The sequence below is a fragment of the Streptomyces sp. HUAS 15-9 genome, from assembly GCF_025642155.1.
Lineage (GTDB): Bacteria > Actinomycetota > Actinomycetes > Streptomycetales > Streptomycetaceae > Streptomyces.
The window spans coordinates 2,411,150-2,428,069 of sequence record NZ_CP106798.1 but is presented as its reverse complement, the minus strand read 5'-3'; the positions used below and the strand labels follow the sequence as shown (position 1 = coordinate 2,428,069).

Below are 16,920 nucleotides of genomic sequence, written 5' to 3'. Positions count from 1 at the left end.
GGACACTAGAAGGAAGAGAACAGCCACGATGCCGGTTCCCCTGCCTACCGCCACGACGCGGTGGCGCTGCTCCCTCTGCGGCAACCTCACGCGCTTCGACGTGACACGAGCCTCGAAGGTCGTCGAGTACGTCCACCTCGACCTGGCCGGAGAGCCGAAGGTCGAGGAGCGCGAGGTGGTCAGTGAGACCATCGAGTCGGTCCGCTGCCGCTGGTGCAACGCGGTGGACCAGGTGGAACTGGTGGACAGGCCGGGCGCCGACTCCTGACCGGGAGCGGCCCCGCAGGGATATCGGGGTGTGACGGCCCCGTACGGATATTGGGGTGTGACGGATGGTGGAGACCGCAGGCGGGGGGCCGGGCGACGGCACCGCTGAGGTGCTTGACCGTCCGCTGCCCGACGGTGTGCGACGCCGTGTCGTACAGATCGTCTCGGACGGTTTCGGCGGGCTGACCGTCGGCGAACTGCCCGCCCAGTTGCGGCAGTACGCCCGGTTCGCCCCGAACCGCCGGGCGAAGTTCGCCGGGAACGCCATGGCGGCGGCCCTGGAGACCGATGCCCTGTTCCGGCAGCGCATCGGCGAGAAGCTCAGAGAGGCCCAGCCGGAACTCGCCGGCGCCCTCGACTCCGGCTCGCCGCCCCCGGCCGCGGACCCGCTCGACGTGGCGGCCGCGGCCTATGTACTGCGCCCCACGGGCTGGGTGAAGCTGGTCACCGCGGCCGGCGAGGAGGCCCAGCGGGCGGATGCCGAGCGCGCGGACGAGGAGAGCCGGGCCGAGCTGGAGCGGCTGCGCGAGGAACTCGACCACGCCCGGGAGCAGACCCGGGCCGAGACCGAGCGGCTTCGTACCGAACTGGAGACGGCGAAGAAGGAAGCGGAATCGCTTCACCGCAAGCTCCGGGCGGCCCTGAGCGACGTCAAGCGCGGCGAGGCGGCCCTGCGCAAGGTGCAGGGCGAGATCGAGGCCGTACGGGCCGAGGGGAACGCCCAGGTGTCCACCGCCGAGAGCGAGACCCGGCGGCTCAAGGCGCGCCTGGGGGAGGCCGAGGCCGCCCTGGAGGCGACCCGGAGGGCCGCCCGGGAGGGGCGCAGCGTCGAGGACATGCGGGTACGGCTGCTGCTCGACACCGTGCTGGAGGCGGCCCAGGGGCTGCGCCGGGAACTGGCGTTGCCGCCCGTCTCCGTCCGTCCGGCCGAGACCGTGGACGCGGTCGAACCGGGACGAATGACCCCGAAGGACATCGCCGCGCGGGCCTTGTCGGACAGCGATCCGGCCATTCTCGACCAGCTTCTCGCCCTGCCGCAGGCGCACTTGGTGGTCGACGGCTACAACGTCACCAAGACCGGCTATCCGCAGATGCCGCTGGAGAAGCAGCGCCTGCGGCTGCTCGGCCAGCTCTCGCAGCTCGCCGCGCAGACCGGCGCCGAGGTGACCTGCGTCTTCGACGGTGCCGAGCTGGCCGCGCCCGTTCTGCTCGCCCCACCGCGCGGCGTGCGGGTGCTGTTCTCCAAGCCGGGTGTCACGGCCGACGAGCTCATCCGCCAGCTGGTGCGCGCGGAGCCGCCGGGCCGTCCGGTCATCGTCGCCTCGACCGACCGCGAGGTCGCCGACGGGGTCGCCAGGGCGGGTGCCCGACCCGTCGCGTCTGCGGTGCTTCTGAAGCGACTGTCCTGAACATTCAACGCGCATATGCAATGCCCGAATTGACCGGTCTGTCGCTCAACGTAGCGTCAACCGAGGATCACGCCATGTGAGTTGTGTGCAAAGAATGCCTTGCGAGGCAGGATTTTTTGGTGTGAGGATTTGAACTGATCACAGCATGGTCACTAGGGTCTGGGCTCGAACCTCCACACGGGTGATCACTCAAAAGAAGGAGCCCGTCTCCGTGGCGTCCCACCGTCGACCCAAGCAGCCGAGCCGCACGCGCGTGACCGTGCTGACCACCGCAGCCGCCGCTGCCGTCGCCCTGAGCGCGAACGCCGCCAACGCGGCACCGAGCGAGAAGCTCAGCAAGGACGAGGTCAAGGCGAAGGTCGACAAGCTCTACGAGCAGGCGGAGCAGGCCACCGAGAAGTACAACGGGGCCAAGGAGAAGCAGGAGAAGCTCCAGAAGGAGATCTCCACGATCCAGGACAACGTCGCCCGCGGTCAGGGGGACCTCAACAAGCTGCGCGACGGCCTGGGCTCGATGGCCAGCGCCCAGTACCGCTCGGGCGGCATAGACCCGTCCATCCAGCTCTTCCTCTCCTCGAACCCGGACGACTACCTCGACAAGGCGTCCACGCTCGACCAGTTGAGCAGCCAGCAGGTCGAGGCCCTGAAGAAGATTCAGGACAAACAGCGCGAACTCGCCCAGGAGCGGGCAGAGGCCACCGACAAGCTCAAGGACCTCGCCTCCACCCGCACCGAGCTGGGCAAGAAGAAGAAGGAAGTCCAGGGCAAGCTCGCCGAGGCGCAGAGGCTCCTCAACACGCTGACGGCCAAGGAGAAGGCGGCGCTCGCCGCCGAGCAGAGCCGCGCCAGCCGCTCCTCCACCGAGCGCGTGGACCTCGGCAACGACACCTCCGCCTCCGGCCGGGCCGCCGCGGCCTTCTCCGCCGCGCAGGCCCAGATCGGCAAGCCGTACGTCTACGGCGCCACCGGCCCCTCCTCCTTCGACTGCTCGGGCCTGACCTCCTACGCCTACGCCCAGGCCGGCGTCTCCATCCCGCGCACCTCCCAGGCCCAGGCGGGCATCGGCACCCGCCTCTCCATGAGCCAGCTCCAGGTCGGCGACCTGGTGTTCTTCTACGGGGACCTGCACCACGTCGGCCTCTACGCCGGTAACGGCCAGGTGCTGCACGCCCCGCACACCGGTGCCGTCGTGCGCTACGAGGCGATCGGCAACATGCCGTTCCAGTTCGGCGTCCGCGTCTGACCCCGCGGCTGCCGCCCGAACGGGGGATTCGCGACAACGCGAGCTGACTCCACGACCCGCTGCTGACCTGCGTCGGCGGCGGGTCGTCGCGTTGCGCGACCGGCTGGAGGACTTTGGACGCTGCGTGTCCGCGCGGCTACTGTCTGGCGAGTTTCCGAACAGTCAGCCGTCCGCCAGCGGAAGGAGCGCGGCTTCCCGTGGGGTCCCATCGCCGCCTTGTACCGTCCGGGTTCAACCGGGGCGCCGTCGTCCTGTGCGTCCTGTCCGCCGCCGCCGCGGCCCTCGGCGCCGTACCGGCGGCAGCCGCGCCGCACGGCGACCCCCGCGCCGAGGTGGACCGCCTCTACCAGGAGGCGGAGAACGCGACCGAGGCCTTCGACAGGGCCGGCGAACGCGCGGGCGTGCTGCGCAGGCAGGTCAGCGACGCACAGGACCACATCGCCCGTCAGCAGGAGCGCATCAACACCATGCGGGACGAGCTCGGTTCGCTGGCCGGCGCCCAGTACCGCTCGGGTGGCATCGATCCCACCGTGGCCCTGCTCTTCTCCGACGACCCGGAGGACTACCTCGACAAGGCGGCCACGCTCGACCGGATCGGCGCCCACCAGGCCGGCCGGCTCAAGGAGCTTCAGTCGGCCCTGCGCGAACTCGCCCAAGAGCGCTCCGAGACGGTCGGGAAGCTCACCGAACTGGAGCGGAGCCGTAAGGCCGTCGCCTCGCACAAGCGGACCGTCGAGAAGAAGCTCGCCGAGGCCCGCAAGCTGCTCAACTCCCTGCCGGACGCGGAGCGCGCCGCCTACGAACGGGCCACCCGCGGCGCCCGCCAGTACATGCCGGAGCTCTCCGGCTCCGCCGCCCCGGCCGGCCGCGCCGCCGCCGCCCTCGCCGCCGCCCGCTCCGCCCTCGGCCGCCCCTACGTCTGGGGCGCCAACGGACCCTCCGGCTTCGACTGTTCGGGCCTGATGCAGTGGTCGTACGCGCACGCCGGGGTCCAGCTGCCGCGCACCTCGCAGGAGCAGCGCTACGCGGGTCGGCGGATCCCGCTCTCCCAGGTGCGCCCCGGTGACCTGGTCGTCTACCGCTCCGACGCCGGCCATGTGGCGATGTACGCGGGCAACGGCCAGGTGATCCACGCGCCCCACCCCGGCGCGCCGGTGCGCTACGACCCGGTCGGGATGATGCCCATCTCCTCGGTCACCCGGGTCTGACCCGGCGCGTCGGGCCGTACGATCGGGAAATGGCTGGTCGCAGACGGGCGTGGCGCTCGGGAGTGGTGGGACTCTGTCTGCTGCTCGTTCCCCTGACCGGGTGCGGCGGCGGACGGACGGGCGCCGACTCCGCGCGCACCGAGGTGCAGCAGATGCTCGACCGGCGGGCGGCGGCGCTCCTCGGGCACGACGAGGCGGCATACGACAGGACGGGCTCACGCACGCAGTACGAGAACCTCCACACGGTCCCGCTGGACTCCTGGACCTACCGGCTGACCGGCCTGCACCGCACCGGCTCCACGGCCACCGCCGCCGCCGAGCTCCGCTACCGGCTGCGCGGCATCGACACGGCCCCGGTGACCACCGGCCGCACGCTCACGCTCCGCCACAGGGCCGACGGGCAGTGGTACGTCGCCGCCGACAGGCCCGCCAAGAAGGCGGCCCAGCAGCTGTGGGACCAGGGCGCGGTGACGGCCGTCAAGGGCGGCCACAGCCTGATCCTCGGGGTCGGGCAGTCGGCCACCGCACTGCACACCTATGCACGGCTCGCCGACCGCGCGGTGCCCGCCGTCTCCCAGGCGTGGGGCACGCACTGGACACGGCGGGTCGTGGTCCTCGTACCGAAGTCCCTGGAGGGCATGGCGGGCGTCCTCGGCTCACCAGCCTCCTCCTACCGCGGGATCGCCGCGGTCACCACGGGCGAGGCGGGCGGCTCCGGCAGGGCGCCCGCGGACCGGGTCGTGATCAACCCGGAGGCGTACGCCCTTCTCGGCGACGTCGGCAAACAGGTCGTGCTCACCCATGAGACGACCCATGTGGCGACCCGTGCGGACACCACCCCGGCCACCCCGCTGTGGCTGTCCGAGGGCTACGCCGACTGGATCGGCTACCTCGGCACGGGCCGCACACCCGCCGAGGCCGCACCCGAGCTGGCCCGCGCCGTCCAGGAGAACCGGGTACCGCCCGATCTGCCCACCGACAAAGACTTCGGCTTCGACAGCGACCCCACCAGACTCGCCCAGGCCTACGAGACTGGCTGGCTGGCCTGCCGGATGATCGCCGACCACTGGGGCGAGCTCCGCCTGGCCGAGTTCTACCGAACCGTCGGCACCCACGGAAAGCGCGCGGGCGCGGTCGAGGCCGCCCTGAGGAAGGTGCTCGGCACGACGCCCGAGCAGTTCACCACGCAGTGGCAGGACTACGTGCGAGCTCAGCTGGGCTGAGCGAGCTGTTCTCCCGCTCAGGAAGAGACCGGAGTCCCGTTCGTGTGGGTCGGCTGGCTCGGTACCTGGGGGGTGTGGGGCTCGGAGGCTGTGGTGTGCCACAGGGTGTGGGCGGCCAGGAGGGTGGTGGTGAGGAGCAGGCCGTTGCGCAGGAGCAGGAGGGTCGTGCCGTACCGGTCGCTGGCCACGACGTGGGCGAAGCCGATCGGGAATTCCAGGAGTGTGACGAAGGCCGCCGGCATCAGGAGAAGGGCGGGCAGGCCCATGCGGCTCTGGCGGAAGCACAGGCAGACGGCGGCCAGGCCGATCAGCCATACGAGGTACTGCGGGCTGATCACCCGGCTGGTCACCGTGAACATCAGCACCGCCGTGAAGGCCGCCTCCGCGAGTGCCTGCGGCGGGAACCGGGTCGCCCGCAGGCGCCACAGCACCAGCCAGCCGAAGGCCGCGCCGGTGAGTGCCAGGGCGGCCGTGCTCACCAGGCCGACGTACGGGCCGAGGAACTCCACCGAGCCGTAGTTCAGCAGCACCTGGCCGTGCCAGCCGAAGTGCCGCGCCACATGGAAGACCAGTGCGCCCAGCGACTCCACCTCGGTACCCCGGCCGCGCTGGGCGGTGAGGAAGGTGAAGGCGCCGGGCATGGTCATCGAGAACAGCACCGCCAGCGCGGCCGCGGTCACCGCCGCCGCGGCCCACGTCCGGCGCCGTACGGTCCCCACGAGCAGCAGCACCGGCCACACCTTGACCATCGCCCCGAAGCCCGCCAGGACGCCCATCACACGGGGGTGCCGGGTCCCGGCGAGCAGCGCGGCGACCGCCACCGCGGTCACCATCAGGTCGTAGCGCGCGTACACCGTGGGGCCGAGGAGCGGGACGGCGGCCACCCACATCCAGGCACCGCGCGGCGATGCGTCGGGGCGCCTGCCCGCGTACAGCAGCAGCGCCAGGACCGTCAGGTCGGCGAGGCCGGCCAGGACGAAGAAGGCCGTGGTGTAGGCGAGGAAGGGCAGGGCACCGGGAGCGAGGACCGCCAGCGCCGCCGCGGGCGGGTACTGCCAGGTCACATCGCCCACCGGGAAGCTGCCGTGGCGCAGCACCTCGTACCAGCCGTGGTAGATCACGGACACGTCGGTCGTGACGTCCACCCCCGGGATGACGAACACCCGCACCACGAAGAGCACCAGCACCAGCCGGGTGACGCCCCAGGCGCCCAGCAGCCACACCGGGGACCGCCCCGCGCCCGTCCTGTTCACCTGAACCCCTGTCGTCCGACTGTCGTGGGTGCGGACCCATGATTCCCCGTCGGCCTGTGCGAGTGCCATGAAGCACGGCCGCGGGCGCCCGTGCCCCTCGTGCGCCGGTTGGGTAGGGTCGGCGGCGATGCACAAGACCCTGATCGTGACCAACGACTTCCCGCCCCGGCCGGGCGGCATCCAGGCGTTCCTGCACAACATGGCGCTGCGCCTGGACCCCGACCGGCTGGTCGTCTACGCCTCCACTTGGAAGCGGAGCCGGGAGGGTGTCGAGGCGACGGCCGCCTTCGACGCCGACCAGCCCTTCACCGTCGTACGCGACCGTACGACGATGCTGCTGCCGACGCCAGGGGCGACCCGGCGGGCGGTCGGGCTGCTGCGCGAGCACGGGTGCACCTCGGTGTGGTTCGGGGCGGCGGCACCGCTCGGGCTGATGGCCCCGGCCCTGCGCAGGGCGGGCGCCGAGCGGCTCGTGGCCACCACCCACGGCCACGAGGCCGGCTGGGCCCAGCTGCCCGCCGCACGGCAGGTGCTGCGCCGGATCGGCGAGTCCACCGACACGATCACCTACCTCGGCGAGTACACGCGCTCGCGGATCGCCGGCGCGCTGACGCCCGAGGCGGCCTGCCGGATGGTCCAGCTGCCCCCGGGCGTCGACGAGAAGACCTTCCACCCGGATTCGGGCGGCGACGAGGTACGGGCGCGGCTCGGGCTGACGGAGCGGCCGGTCGTGGTGTGCGTCTCGCGCCTCGTGCCGCGCAAGGGGCAGGACACGCTGATCCGGGCCATGCCGGCGATCCTCGCCAAGGAGCCGGACGCCGTTCTGCTGATCGTCGGCGGCGGGCCGTACGAGAAGGATCTGCGTCGGCTCGCCCGGGAGACCGGGGTCGCCGACTCGGTGCGCTTCACCGGCGCCGTGCCCTGGTCACAGCTGCCCGCGCACTACGGCGCCGGGGACGTCTTCGCCATGCCGTGCCGGACCCGGCGCGGCGGGCTGGACGTCGAGGGGCTCGGGATCGTCTACCTGGAGGCCTCGGCCACCGGACTGCCGGTCGTCGCCGGGGACTCGGGCGGGGCGCCCGACGCGGTGCTCGGCGGGGAGACCGGATGGGTCGTGCGGGGCGGCTTCCCCGAGGACGCCGCCGACCGGATCGTCACGCTCCTCGGGGACCCCGAACTGCGCCGCCGGATGGGGGAGCGCGGGCGGCGGTGGGTCGAGGAGAAGTGGCGCTGGGACCTGCTCGCCGAGCGGCTCGAGGCGCTGCTGTGAGGCGGCTGCTCAAGGCACTGCTGCAAAAGGCTGCTCCCCTGTAAAAAGCTGCTGCAAAGGTTCGATTCAGACCCTGCCCATCCTCTAGGCGGAACCGGAAAATCCGCACATGCTGCGCGCATGACAGCGAAACTGATGCAGCGTCAGCTGACGAGACGTCAAATCCTGGGCATGGTCGCCCTCCAGACCGCCGCCGCGGCCGGTCTCACCCGTGTCGGTCTCCAGTCCGCCCACGCCGCCGAACCGGCCGTCGTCGAGAGCGCCCCCGCGATCGTCGTCGGCTCCGGCTACGGCGGCGCCGTCGCCGCCCTGCGCCTCGGCCAGGCCGGCATCCGCACCCTCGTGATCGAGATGGGCCGGCTGTGGAACACCGCCGGCTCCGACGGCAAGGTCTTCTGCTCCACCAGCGCCCCGGACGAGCGCTCCATGTGGTTCCGCACCCGCACCGAGGCGCCGCTGGCCACCTTCCTGTGGCTGGACCTCGTCAACAAGAACATCAGCTCCTACCCGGGCGTCCTGGACCGGGTGCACTACGACAACATGTCCGTGTACGTCGGACGGGGCGTCGGCGGCGGCTCCCTGGTCAACGGCGGAATGGCGGTCACCCCGCTCCAGTCGTACTTCACCGAGCAGTTCCCGACCGTGGACGCCACGGAGATGTACGGCACGTACTTCCCGCGCGCCCGTTCCATGCTCGGCGTCAACACCGTCGACCCGGCCTGGTTCGAGTCGACCGAGTGGTACAAGTTCGCCCGCACCTCCCGCAAGGCCGCCGCCAACGCGGGCCTGAAGACCACCTTCGTGCCGAACGTCTACGACTTCGGCTACATGCAGCGCGAGGCGGCCGGCACGGCCACCAGGTCGGCGCTCGCCGGTGAGGTCATCTACGGCAACAACTACGGCAAGCGCAGCCTCGACAGGACGTATCTCGCCGCCGCGCTCGGCACCGGCAACGTCACCATCCACACGCTGGAGAAGGTGAAGTCCGTCAGCCGGGCGGGCGACGGGACGTACGTCCTGACCGCCGACCGGATCGACACCACGGGCGCGGTCGTCGAGACCAAGCAGTACAGCTGCACCTACCTCTTCCTGGGCGGCGGCAGCCTCGGCACCACCGAACTCCTGGTCCGTGCACGGGACACCGGCACCCTGCCCGACCTGAACTCCAGCGTGGGCGCGGGCTGGGGTACCAACGGCAACACCATGCTCGGGCGCGCCAACCACATCTGGGACACGGTCGGCGCCAACCAGGCGACCATGCCCGTCCTGGGCATCGACGACTGGGCCAACACCGACAACCCGGTCTTCGCCGAGATCGCCCCGCTGCCCATGGGTTTCGAGCACTGGGTCAGCCTCTATCTGGCGATCACCAAGAATCCGGAGCGGGCACGGTTCACCTATGACGCGGCCTCGGGAGCCGTGAAGCTCGGCTGGACCCCGGCCCAGAGCGCGGTGTCGGCCGGCATGGCCAAGAAGCTGTTCGACCGGATCAACCTGGCCAACGCCACGATCTACCGGTACGACCTGTTCGGTTCGACCAGCAAGGTCTTCGCCGACGACTTCACGTACCACCCGCTGGGCGGCTGCGTGCTGGGCAGGGCCACCGACGACTACGGCCGGGTGAAGGGCTATTCGAAGCTGTACATCACCGACGGCTCGCTGGTGCCCGGGTCGATCGGCGTGAACCCCTTCGTCACCATCACCGCGCTCGCCGAACGCACCATGGCGCGGGTCCTCGCCGAGGACACCGCGCCATGACGCACCGTCAGGGGGCCCGCTACTTCTGGTAGATGGCCTCGATCTCGTCCGCGTAGTCCTTCGCCACCACATTGCGCTTGAGCTTCAGGGACGGCGTCAGGTGGCCCGACTCCTCCGAGAACTGGGAGGACAGAATGCGGAACTTCCGCACCGATTCCGCCTTCGACACCGCGGCGTTGCCGTCGTCGACCGCGTCCTGGATTGCAGCGATGAGATCCGGGTCCTCGCGCAGCGACGCCGCGGTGGAGCCCGCCGGCTTGCCGTGCTCGGCGGCCCAGCGGCCCAGGAACTCCTCGTCGATGGTGACCAGCGCGCCCACGAACGGCCGTCCGTCGCCCACCACCATGCACTCCGCGACCAGCGCGTGCGCCCGGATACGGTCCTCGATCACGGCCGGGGCGACGTTCTTGCCGCCCGCGGTGACGATGATCTCCTTCTTGCGGCCGGTGATCCTGAGGTAGCCGTCCTCGTCGAGGGTGCCGATGTCACCGGTGTGGAACCAGCCGTCGGCCAGCGCCTCGGCGGTCGCGGCCTCGTTGTTCCAGTAGCCCTTGAACAGGTGCTCGCCGTGCAGCAGCACCTCGCCGTCGTCGGCGATGCGGATGACCGAACCGGGCAGCGGCTGGCCGACCGTGCCGATCTTCTGCCGGTCCCAGGGGTTGAACGCGGTCGCCGCGCAGGACTCGGTCAGGCCGTAGCCCTCCAGGACCGTGAAGCCGATACCGCGGAAGAAGTGGCCCAGACGCTCGCCCAGCGGGGCGCCGCCCGAGATGGCGTACTCGCCCCGGCCGCCGAGCACCGTGCGCAGCTTGCTGTAGACGAGCTTGTCGAACACCTTGTGCTTGATCTTCAGACCGATGGACGGGCCCGACGGCGTGTCCAGCGCCTTGCTGTACGCGATCGCCGTGTCCGCCGCCTTGTCGAAGACGGCGCCCTTGCCGTCCGCCTGCGCCTTGGCGCGCGCCGAGTTGTAGACCTTCTCGAAGACGCGCGGGACGCCCAGGATCAGGGTCGGCCGGTACGCGGCCAGCTCGTCGGTGAGGTTCTTGATGTCCGGGACGTTGCCCAGCTTGATCGGCGCCATCATCGGCGCGACCTGGACCAGCCGCCCGAAGACGTGCGCGAGCGGCAGGAACAGCAGGACGGAGCACTCGCCGGTGCGGAACAGCGGCCGCAGCCGCTCCACGATGTTCCCGCACTCGGCGAAGAAGCTGCGGTGGGTGAGGACACAGCCCTTGGGCCGGCCGGTGGTGCCGGACGTGTAGACGATGGTCGCCGGGTCGTCCGCCTTGGCGAGCGAGCTGCGCTCCTCGACGGTGGCGTCCGCGACGTCCTGGCCGAGCCGGCCCAGCTCCTCCACGCCGCCGGCCTCGATCTGCCAGACGTGTTTGAGGGCGGGCAGGCGGTCGCGCACCGACTCGACGGCGGCGGCGTGGGTGTCGAGCTCGACGACGCACGCGGTGGCACCGGAGTCGCTCAGGATCCACTGCACCTGCTCCGGCGAGCTGGTCTCGTACACCGGCACGGTGATCGCGCCGGCGCTCCAGATCGCGAAGTCGAGCAGGGTCCACTCGTAGCGGGTACGGGACATCAGGCCGACACGGTCGCCGGGCTGCACGCCGGAGGCGATGAGTCCCTTGGCTGCGGCGCGCACCTCGGCCAGGAATGCCGTGGCCGTGACGTCCTGCCAGACACCGCCGACCTTGCGGGCGATGACAGCGACGTCGGGATGCTGCGCGGCGTTTCTGCGGACGATGTCTGTCAGATTGCCGTCCGCAGGGACCTCGTACAAAGCCGGAAGGCTGAACTCGCGCAAGACTGCTGCTCCTCATAGGGCGCCGGCGCCACGACGTTGTGCGATGCGACGGTGCGGTCCAAGGTCCGGGCAGGTACTCCGGTTGTCCACCACGAACCTCGAGGATCAGTGGTTGAAATCCAGAGCACGACTGGACTGCCCGGACGTTACCCGCCGGTATGGCTTTTTCGACAGGGGTTCCCGGCGAGATGTTCGCTGCGTCACACAGACTGGTGTTCCTTCACGTACGGTAGTCCACCCCCTTGCTGACTGGCCAGTAACCACGGGTCCGACCGACACTGTTCACCTGTGCCGTACACGCCTACCCTTGATCACCATGGCACCCACAACCGGCGGTAACCGAAGGTCACGCGTCCATGTGGTCAGCGACGTGCACGGCAACGTCCACGATCTGGCCAGGGCGGGTGACGGTGCCGACGCCCTGATCTGCCTGGGCGACCTGGTGCTCTTCCTGGACTACGCCGACCACTCGCGCGGAATCTTCCCCGACCTGTTCGGTCTGGCGAACGCCGACCGCATCGTCGAGCTGCGCACCGCCCGGCGCTTCGAGGAGGCGCGGGAGTTCGGGGCCCGGCTGTGGGCGGGCATGGGCGCCGACCGCGCCTCCGCGATCGAGAAGGCGGTGCGCAAGCAGTACGCCGAGATGTTCGCCGTGTTCCCGGCGCCGACGTACGCGACGTACGGCAATGTCGACATGCCGCCCCTGTGGCGCGAATACGCCGGTCCCGGCACCACGGTCCTGGACGGCCAGCGGGTGGAGATCGGGGGCTGGACCTTCGGCTTCGTGGGCGGCGGCCTGCGCACCCCGATGCGGACGCCGTACGAGATCGGCGACGAGGAGTACGCGGCGAAGATCGAGGCGGTCGGCGAGGTCGACGTGCTGTGCACGCACATACCCCCCGAGGTCCCTGAACTGGTGTACGACACCGTCGCGCGCCGCTTCGAGCGCGGCAGCCGCGCCCTGCTGGACGCGATACGCCGCACCAGGCCCCGCTACGCCCTGTTCGGGCACGTCCACCAGCCGCTGGTGCGACGGATGCGGATCGGCGCGACCGAGTGCGTGAACGTGGGGCACTTCGCCGGGACGGGACGGCCCTGGGTACTGGAATGGTGAACGACCCCAGATGGGGTGAAGGCGCCTGGTCGGGCGCGCGGTAGCCTTCACGCTGCACACACGTGCGCACGCTCGCGCACCACGCACCCGACTACCGGCGCGCATCCGGACTACCGGCCCGCATCTGGAGGAGCCACGGCGATGGCGGAACACACCAGTTCGAGCATCACGATCGAGGCGGCCCCGGCCGACGTCATGGCGGTGATCGCCGACTTCGCCCGCTACCCGGACTGGACCGGCGAGGTGAAGGAGGCGGAGGTCCTCAAGACCGACGACCAGGGCCGCGCCGAGCAGGTCCGCCTCGTCATGGACGCCGGGGCCATCAAGGACGACCAGACCCTGGGCTACACCTGGACCGGCGAGAACGAGGTCTCCTGGACCCTGGTGAAGTCCCAGATGCTGCGCTCCCTGGACGGCTCCTACCTCCTCAAGCCCGCCGGCGCGGGCGCCACCGAGGTGACGTACCAGCTCACCGTCGACGTCAAGATCCCCATGCTCGGCATGATCAAGCGCAAGGCCGAGAAGGTCATCATCGACCGGGCGCTGGCAGGGCTGAAGAAGCGGGTGGAGTCGCCCGAGAAGTAGGCGCGGCGTCCCGGGGCGGCGCACGGCGGTAGCGTTCACCCTCATGCGCACCATCCTGATCACGGGCCCGGGCGGCTGCGGACGTACGACCGTCGCCGCCGCCACCGCTCTGCGCGCCGCGGGCATCGGGAGCAAGACTCTCGTGCTGAGCGCGGACCGCACCGACACCCTCGGTGCGGCGCTGGGCGCGGCGACGGGACCGGCCCCGGTACAGGTCGCGCCCGACCTCACCGCCTGGCGGCCCGACGCGGTGGAACGCTTCCGCGAGGACCTCACCGCGTTCCAGTCCCGCGCCGCGAACGTCCTCGACCTCCTCGGCGCCTCCCGCCTGGACGCCGAGGAGGTCACCCCCCTCCCCGGCGCCGAGGAGCTGTCCTTCCTCCGCGCCCTGCGGGACGCGGCCCTGTCCGAGCGCTACGACCTCCTGGTCGTCGACCTCCCGCCCACCCCGCAGGCCCTCGCCCTGCTCGCCCTGCCCGAGGAACTGCGCCGCTACCTGCGCAGGCTGCTGCCGCCCGAGCGGCAGGCCGCCCGCGCCCTGCGCCCCGTCCTCGGCCGGCTCGCCGGAGTCCCCATGCCCGCCGAGTGGCTGTACGAGACGGCCGCCCGCTGGGACGTCGAACTGGCCGCCGTCGAGGCAGTCATGGCCGACCGCGCGACATCCGTACATCTGGTCGCCGAACCGGGACCGGCCGGCGCCGAAGCCGTCCGCGCCGCCGGCCTCGGGCTCGCCCTGCGCGGCCTGCGCACCGAGACCCTGATCGCCAACCGCCTGCTGCCCGAGCTGACGTCCGACACCTGGCTCGCCGGACTCGCCGCCCAGCAGCGCAAGGCCCTCGCCGACTGGCAGGAGTCCTACGACGTCCACCCGGTCGCCCACCTCGGCCGCGATCCGCACGGCCACGACGACCTGGCCGCGCTCGCGGTGCCCGCCGTCAACCCGGTGCCCACCCCCGTCGAGTGGCCCGTCACCGACCGGATCGCCGAGGACGGCGTACTCGTCTGGACCGTCCCGCTGCCCGGCGCGATACGCGACGAACTCGACCTCGTCCGACGCGGCGACGAAATCGTGATCACGGCCGGCCGCTTCCGCCGGATCGTGGCCCTCCCGTCCGCCCTGCGCCGCTGCACCGTCGCCGGCGCGGCGTTGCGCGAGGGGGAGCTGCGTATCCGCTTCGCGCCGGATCCGGATCTCTGGCCGCGCGGGAAGTGATTCCCGCTTGCCGGGTAGCGGGGCGAGGGGCGATCCGGTTCGTGCGGATGCGGACCCGTGACCGCGCCAGAAGCGATTCCCGCTCGCCCGGCGCCGGAGCGGCGGCCGATCCGGTCGCGCCGACGGTGAACCCCGCACGCCCATTCGGGTAACGTCGTAGAGACGAACCGTAGTCAGGAGTCCGTCATGAGCGAAGAGCGCCCCACACCTGACGCCCCCGAGGCGGACGAAGAGGTTCGGGCGACCGACGCCGATGCCTGGTCCACGGCCTGCGCCGAGGACCTGGAGGCCGAGCGGGCCCGCCGTCGTGCCCAGTACGGCCCTCCTCAGGGCTCGGCCGCCGAGGAACTGCGCAAACTCGTCGACGCCGTCGCCGACAAGCTGTCCGGCCTCCAGTCCCCGCTCCTCGGGGCGGTCGCCGGGCCCGCCGCACAGCAGATGGTGCGGCAGGCCGTCCAGCAGGCCAAGGCCGCCGTCGAGCCCGTCATAGAGCGCAACCCCGATGTTTTCGACCACCTCGCGGCGGCAGGGAACGAACTGCTCGCCGCGTACCGCTCCGCCGTCCAGGCACAGGAACAGCGCTGGACGTCCCGCACGGAAGACCTGAAGGACCGGGGCGACGGCACCGGCTCAGGAGAACGCATCGACTTGGACTGACAGCCCCCGCCGGTAGGGCCTCGGGTACGGTTGGCCGTAGCGGGGCTCGACCGAAACTGAGGGATTCATGGGACTCACCATCGGCGTCGACATCGGCGGCACGAAGATCGCGGCCGGCGTGGTCGATGAGGAAGGCAACATCCTCTCGACCCACAAGGTGCCGACCCCGGGCACGCCCGCGGCGATCGTGGACGCCATCGCCTCGGCCGTGGAGGGCGCACATGCCGGTCACGACATCGTCGGCGTGGGCATCGGTGCGGCCGGTTACGTGAACCGGCAGCGCTCGACCGTCTACTTCGCCCCCAACATCGACTGGCGCCAGGAGCCGCTGAAGCAGGAGGTCGAGGCCCGCGTGGGTCTCCCGGTCGTCGTCGAGAACGACGCCAACGCGGCCGCGTGGGGCGAGTACAAGTTCGGCGCGGGCAAGGGCCACCGCAACGTCATCTGCATCACCCTCGGCACCGGCCTCGGCGGCGGCATCATCATCGGCAACAAGCTCCGCCGCGGGCACTTCGGCGTGGCCGCCGAGTTCGGCCACATCCGGATGGTCCCGGACGGGCTGCTGTGCGGCTGCGGCTCGCAGGGCTGCTGGGAGCAGTACGCCTCCGGCCGCGCCCTGGTCAGATACGCCAAGCAGCGCGCCAACGCCACCCCGGAGAACGCCGAGATCCTGCTCGGCATGGGCGACGGCACCCCCGAGGGCATCGAGGGCAAGCACATCTCCATGGCCGCCCGCCAGGGCGACCCGGTCGCCGTCGACTCCTACCGCGAGCTGGCCCGCTGGGTCGGCGCGGGCCTGGCCGACCTGGCCTCCCTCTTCGACCCCTCCGCGTTCATCGTCGGCGGCGGCCTCTCCGACGAGGGCGAGCTGGTCCTCGACCCGATCCGCAAGTCGTACAAGCGCTGGCTGGTGGGCGGCAACTGGCGCCCCGTCGCCGATGTGATCGCCGCCCGGCTGGGCAACAAGGCGGGCCTGGTGGGCGCGGCCGACCTGGCCCGGGAGCCGGACCCGATCATGTGACGTTCACTTTTCCGAGTTACGGCACCTGTGCCGCCCCCAAGGGGCGCGGGGAACTGCGCGACCAGCCACAACGCACCCGCAGCCGCGCACGCACCTCGCGCCCCGCCCCATTGGGCGTACATTGATCCACATGGCGCCGCTCCCCAACTCCCGCACGGAGCCAGACGGTTCCGCGGTCATCCGCGTCCTCAGCTACAACATCCGCTCGATGAGGGACGACAACGTCGCCCTCGCCCGTGTGATCACCGCCTGCGCCCCCGACCTGGTCCTCGTCCAGGAAGCCCCCCGTTTCTTCCGCTGGCGCAAGAAACTGGCCCGGCTCGCGGCCGCGTCCGGGCAGGTGATCCTCACCGGGGGCGCCACCGCGGCGGGACCGGCGATCCTGTGCGGCCTGCGGGCCACCGTCGAGCGGACGCAGGACGTACTGCTCCCGCTCACGCCGGGACTGCACAGACGGGGCTTCGCCACCGCCGTGGTGAAGTTCGGCGGCACCCGCCTCGGCGTCCTGAGCTGCCATCTCAGCCTGCAGCAGGACGAGCGCCACGAGCAGGCCGGCATGCTCCTCGACCGGCTGGCCGGCCTGGGCGTGGAGCACGCCGTCGCGGGCGGCGACCTCAATGAACGCCCCGACGGCCGCACCTTCCGGCGCCTGGCCGAGGGACTGCGGGACTGCTGGGCCACCGCGCCCTGGGGCGGCGAGTACACCTCCACCCCCACCGACCCCCACCAGCGCATCGACGCGATCTTCGCCACCCAGGGCATCGAGGTCCTCGGCTGCGGGGTGCCCCTCGATCACCCCGGAGTGACCCGGGCAGACCTGAGGGCGGCCACGGACCACCTTCCGGTCCTGGCCGCTCTCAGGATCCCGTCGGCGTAGCGGCTC

15 protein-coding genes are annotated in these 16,920 nt (G+C 71.3%); 13 read left to right on the top strand and 2 right to left on the bottom strand.

Features of this window, described 5'->3' with window-relative positions:
- The first annotated feature begins 28 nt into the window (after positions 1-28).
- From N8I87_RS11120 to N8I87_RS11100, 5 genes are all read left to right on the top strand, one after another.
- Positions 29-268, top strand: coding sequence for a hypothetical protein (locus N8I87_RS11120; protein ID WP_263207863.1), 240 nt, complete (start codon positions 29-31; stop codon positions 266-268).
- Positions 269-332: 64 nt separating this feature from the next.
- On the top strand, positions 333-1,676 hold the full coding sequence (locus tag N8I87_RS11115; RefSeq protein WP_263207861.1) for an NYN domain-containing protein: 1,344 nt from the start codon (positions 333-335) through the stop codon (positions 1,674-1,676).
- A gap of 211 nt (positions 1,677-1,887) precedes the next feature.
- Positions 1,888-2,919 carry a C40 family peptidase gene (locus N8I87_RS11110; RefSeq protein ID WP_263207859.1) on the top strand — a complete coding sequence of 344 codons (1,032 nt, stop codon included), beginning with the start codon at positions 1,888-1,890 and terminating at the stop codon, positions 2,917-2,919.
- Between the two features lie 197 nt (positions 2,920-3,116).
- On the top strand, positions 3,117-4,127 hold the full coding sequence (locus N8I87_RS11105) for a C40 family peptidase (RefSeq protein WP_263207857.1): 1,011 nt from the start codon (positions 3,117-3,119) through the stop codon (positions 4,125-4,127).
- Between the two features lie 29 nt (positions 4,128-4,156).
- The gene (locus N8I87_RS11100) at positions 4,157-5,350 is read left to right on the top strand and encodes a hypothetical protein (protein WP_263207856.1); all 1,194 of its coding nucleotides are present in this window, start codon (positions 4,157-4,159) and stop codon (positions 5,348-5,350) included.
- 17 nt (positions 5,351-5,367) lie between these two features.
- Here the strand turns inward: N8I87_RS11100 and N8I87_RS11095 are convergent, their stop codons facing one another.
- Positions 5,368-6,603, bottom strand: coding sequence for a glycosyltransferase 87 family protein (locus N8I87_RS11095; protein WP_263207855.1), 1,236 nt, complete (start codon positions 6,601-6,603; stop codon positions 5,368-5,370).
- A 127-nt stretch (positions 6,604-6,730) separates the two neighbouring features.
- Here N8I87_RS11095 and N8I87_RS11090 point away from each other — a divergent pair, with 127 nt between their 5' ends.
- Together N8I87_RS11090 and N8I87_RS11085 are read left to right on the top strand one after the other, a co-directional pair.
- Positions 6,731-7,873 carry a glycosyltransferase family 4 protein gene (locus N8I87_RS11090; RefSeq protein ID WP_263207854.1) on the top strand — a complete coding sequence of 381 codons (1,143 nt, stop codon included), beginning with the start codon at positions 6,731-6,733 and terminating at the stop codon, positions 7,871-7,873.
- A gap of 120 nt (positions 7,874-7,993) precedes the next feature.
- Positions 7,994-9,631 (top strand): GMC oxidoreductase, encoded by a 1,638-nt coding sequence (locus N8I87_RS11085; RefSeq protein ID WP_491743933.1) that lies wholly within the window; start codon positions 7,994-7,996, stop codon positions 9,629-9,631.
- Positions 9,632-9,650: 19 nt separating this feature from the next.
- Here the strand turns inward: N8I87_RS11085 and N8I87_RS11080 are convergent, their stop codons facing one another.
- Positions 9,651-11,447, bottom strand: coding sequence for an AMP-dependent synthetase/ligase (locus tag N8I87_RS11080; protein ID WP_263207852.1), 1,797 nt, complete (start codon positions 11,445-11,447; stop codon positions 9,651-9,653).
- 316 nt (positions 11,448-11,763) lie between these two features.
- Here N8I87_RS11080 and N8I87_RS11075 point away from each other — a divergent pair, with 316 nt between their 5' ends.
- The 6 genes from N8I87_RS11075 to N8I87_RS11050 all read left to right on the top strand — a co-directional run bounded on the left by N8I87_RS11075 (position 11,764) and on the right by N8I87_RS11050 (position 16,914).
- Positions 11,764-12,561, top strand: a complete 798-nt coding sequence (locus N8I87_RS11075) for a metallophosphoesterase family protein (RefSeq protein ID WP_263207850.1) — start codon at positions 11,764-11,766, stop codon at positions 12,559-12,561.
- Positions 12,562-12,702: 141 nt separating this feature from the next.
- Positions 12,703-13,146 (top strand): SRPBCC family protein, encoded by a 444-nt coding sequence (locus tag N8I87_RS11070; RefSeq protein ID WP_263207848.1) that lies wholly within the window; start codon positions 12,703-12,705, stop codon positions 13,144-13,146.
- A 43-nt stretch (positions 13,147-13,189) separates the two neighbouring features.
- Positions 13,190-14,359 (top strand): ArsA family ATPase, encoded by a 1,170-nt coding sequence (locus N8I87_RS11065; protein ID WP_263207846.1) that lies wholly within the window; start codon positions 13,190-13,192, stop codon positions 14,357-14,359.
- Between the two features lie 186 nt (positions 14,360-14,545).
- Positions 14,546-15,016 (top strand): DUF5304 domain-containing protein, encoded by a 471-nt coding sequence (locus N8I87_RS11060; RefSeq protein ID WP_263207843.1) that lies wholly within the window; start codon positions 14,546-14,548, stop codon positions 15,014-15,016.
- A gap of 67 nt (positions 15,017-15,083) precedes the next feature.
- Entirely contained in the window at positions 15,084-16,037 is a 954-nt protein-coding gene (locus N8I87_RS11055; protein ID WP_263207841.1) for an ROK family glucokinase, read from the top strand.
- 130 nt (positions 16,038-16,167) lie between these two features.
- The gene (locus N8I87_RS11050) at positions 16,168-16,914 is read left to right on the top strand and encodes an endonuclease/exonuclease/phosphatase family protein (protein ID WP_263207839.1); all 747 of its coding nucleotides are present in this window, start codon (positions 16,168-16,170) and stop codon (positions 16,912-16,914) included.
- Positions 16,915-16,920 lie beyond the last annotated feature (6 nt).

Excerpts from the sequence above, each read along its gene's own strand:
- N8I87_RS11055 (WP_263207841.1), top strand. The coding sequence starts at position 15,084 with ATGGGACTCACCATCGGCGTCGACATCGGCGGCACGAAGATCGCGGCC.
- N8I87_RS11115 (WP_263207861.1), top strand. The coding sequence starts at position 333 with ATGGTGGAGACCGCAGGCGGGGGGCCGGGCGACGGCACCGCTGAGGTG.
- N8I87_RS11075 (WP_263207850.1), top strand. The coding sequence starts at position 11,764 with ATGGCACCCACAACCGGCGGTAACCGAAGGTCACGCGTCCATGTGGTC.
- N8I87_RS11060 (WP_263207843.1), top strand. The coding sequence starts at position 14,546 with ATGAGCGAAGAGCGCCCCACACCTGACGCCCCCGAGGCGGACGAAGAG.
- N8I87_RS11100 (WP_263207856.1), top strand. The coding sequence starts at position 4,157 with ATGGCTGGTCGCAGACGGGCGTGGCGCTCGGGAGTGGTGGGACTCTGT.
- N8I87_RS11090 (WP_263207854.1), top strand. The coding sequence starts at position 6,731 with ATGCACAAGACCCTGATCGTGACCAACGACTTCCCGCCCCGGCCGGGC.
- N8I87_RS11050 (WP_263207839.1), top strand. The coding sequence starts at position 16,168 with ATGGCGCCGCTCCCCAACTCCCGCACGGAGCCAGACGGTTCCGCGGTC.
- N8I87_RS11120 (WP_263207863.1), top strand. The coding sequence starts at position 29 with ATGCCGGTTCCCCTGCCTACCGCCACGACGCGGTGGCGCTGCTCCCTC.
- N8I87_RS11070 (WP_263207848.1), top strand. The coding sequence starts at position 12,703 with ATGGCGGAACACACCAGTTCGAGCATCACGATCGAGGCGGCCCCGGCC.
- N8I87_RS11065 (WP_263207846.1), top strand. The coding sequence starts at position 13,190 with ATGCGCACCATCCTGATCACGGGCCCGGGCGGCTGCGGACGTACGACC.
- N8I87_RS11085 (WP_491743933.1), top strand. The coding sequence starts at position 7,994 with ATGACAGCGAAACTGATGCAGCGTCAGCTGACGAGACGTCAAATCCTG.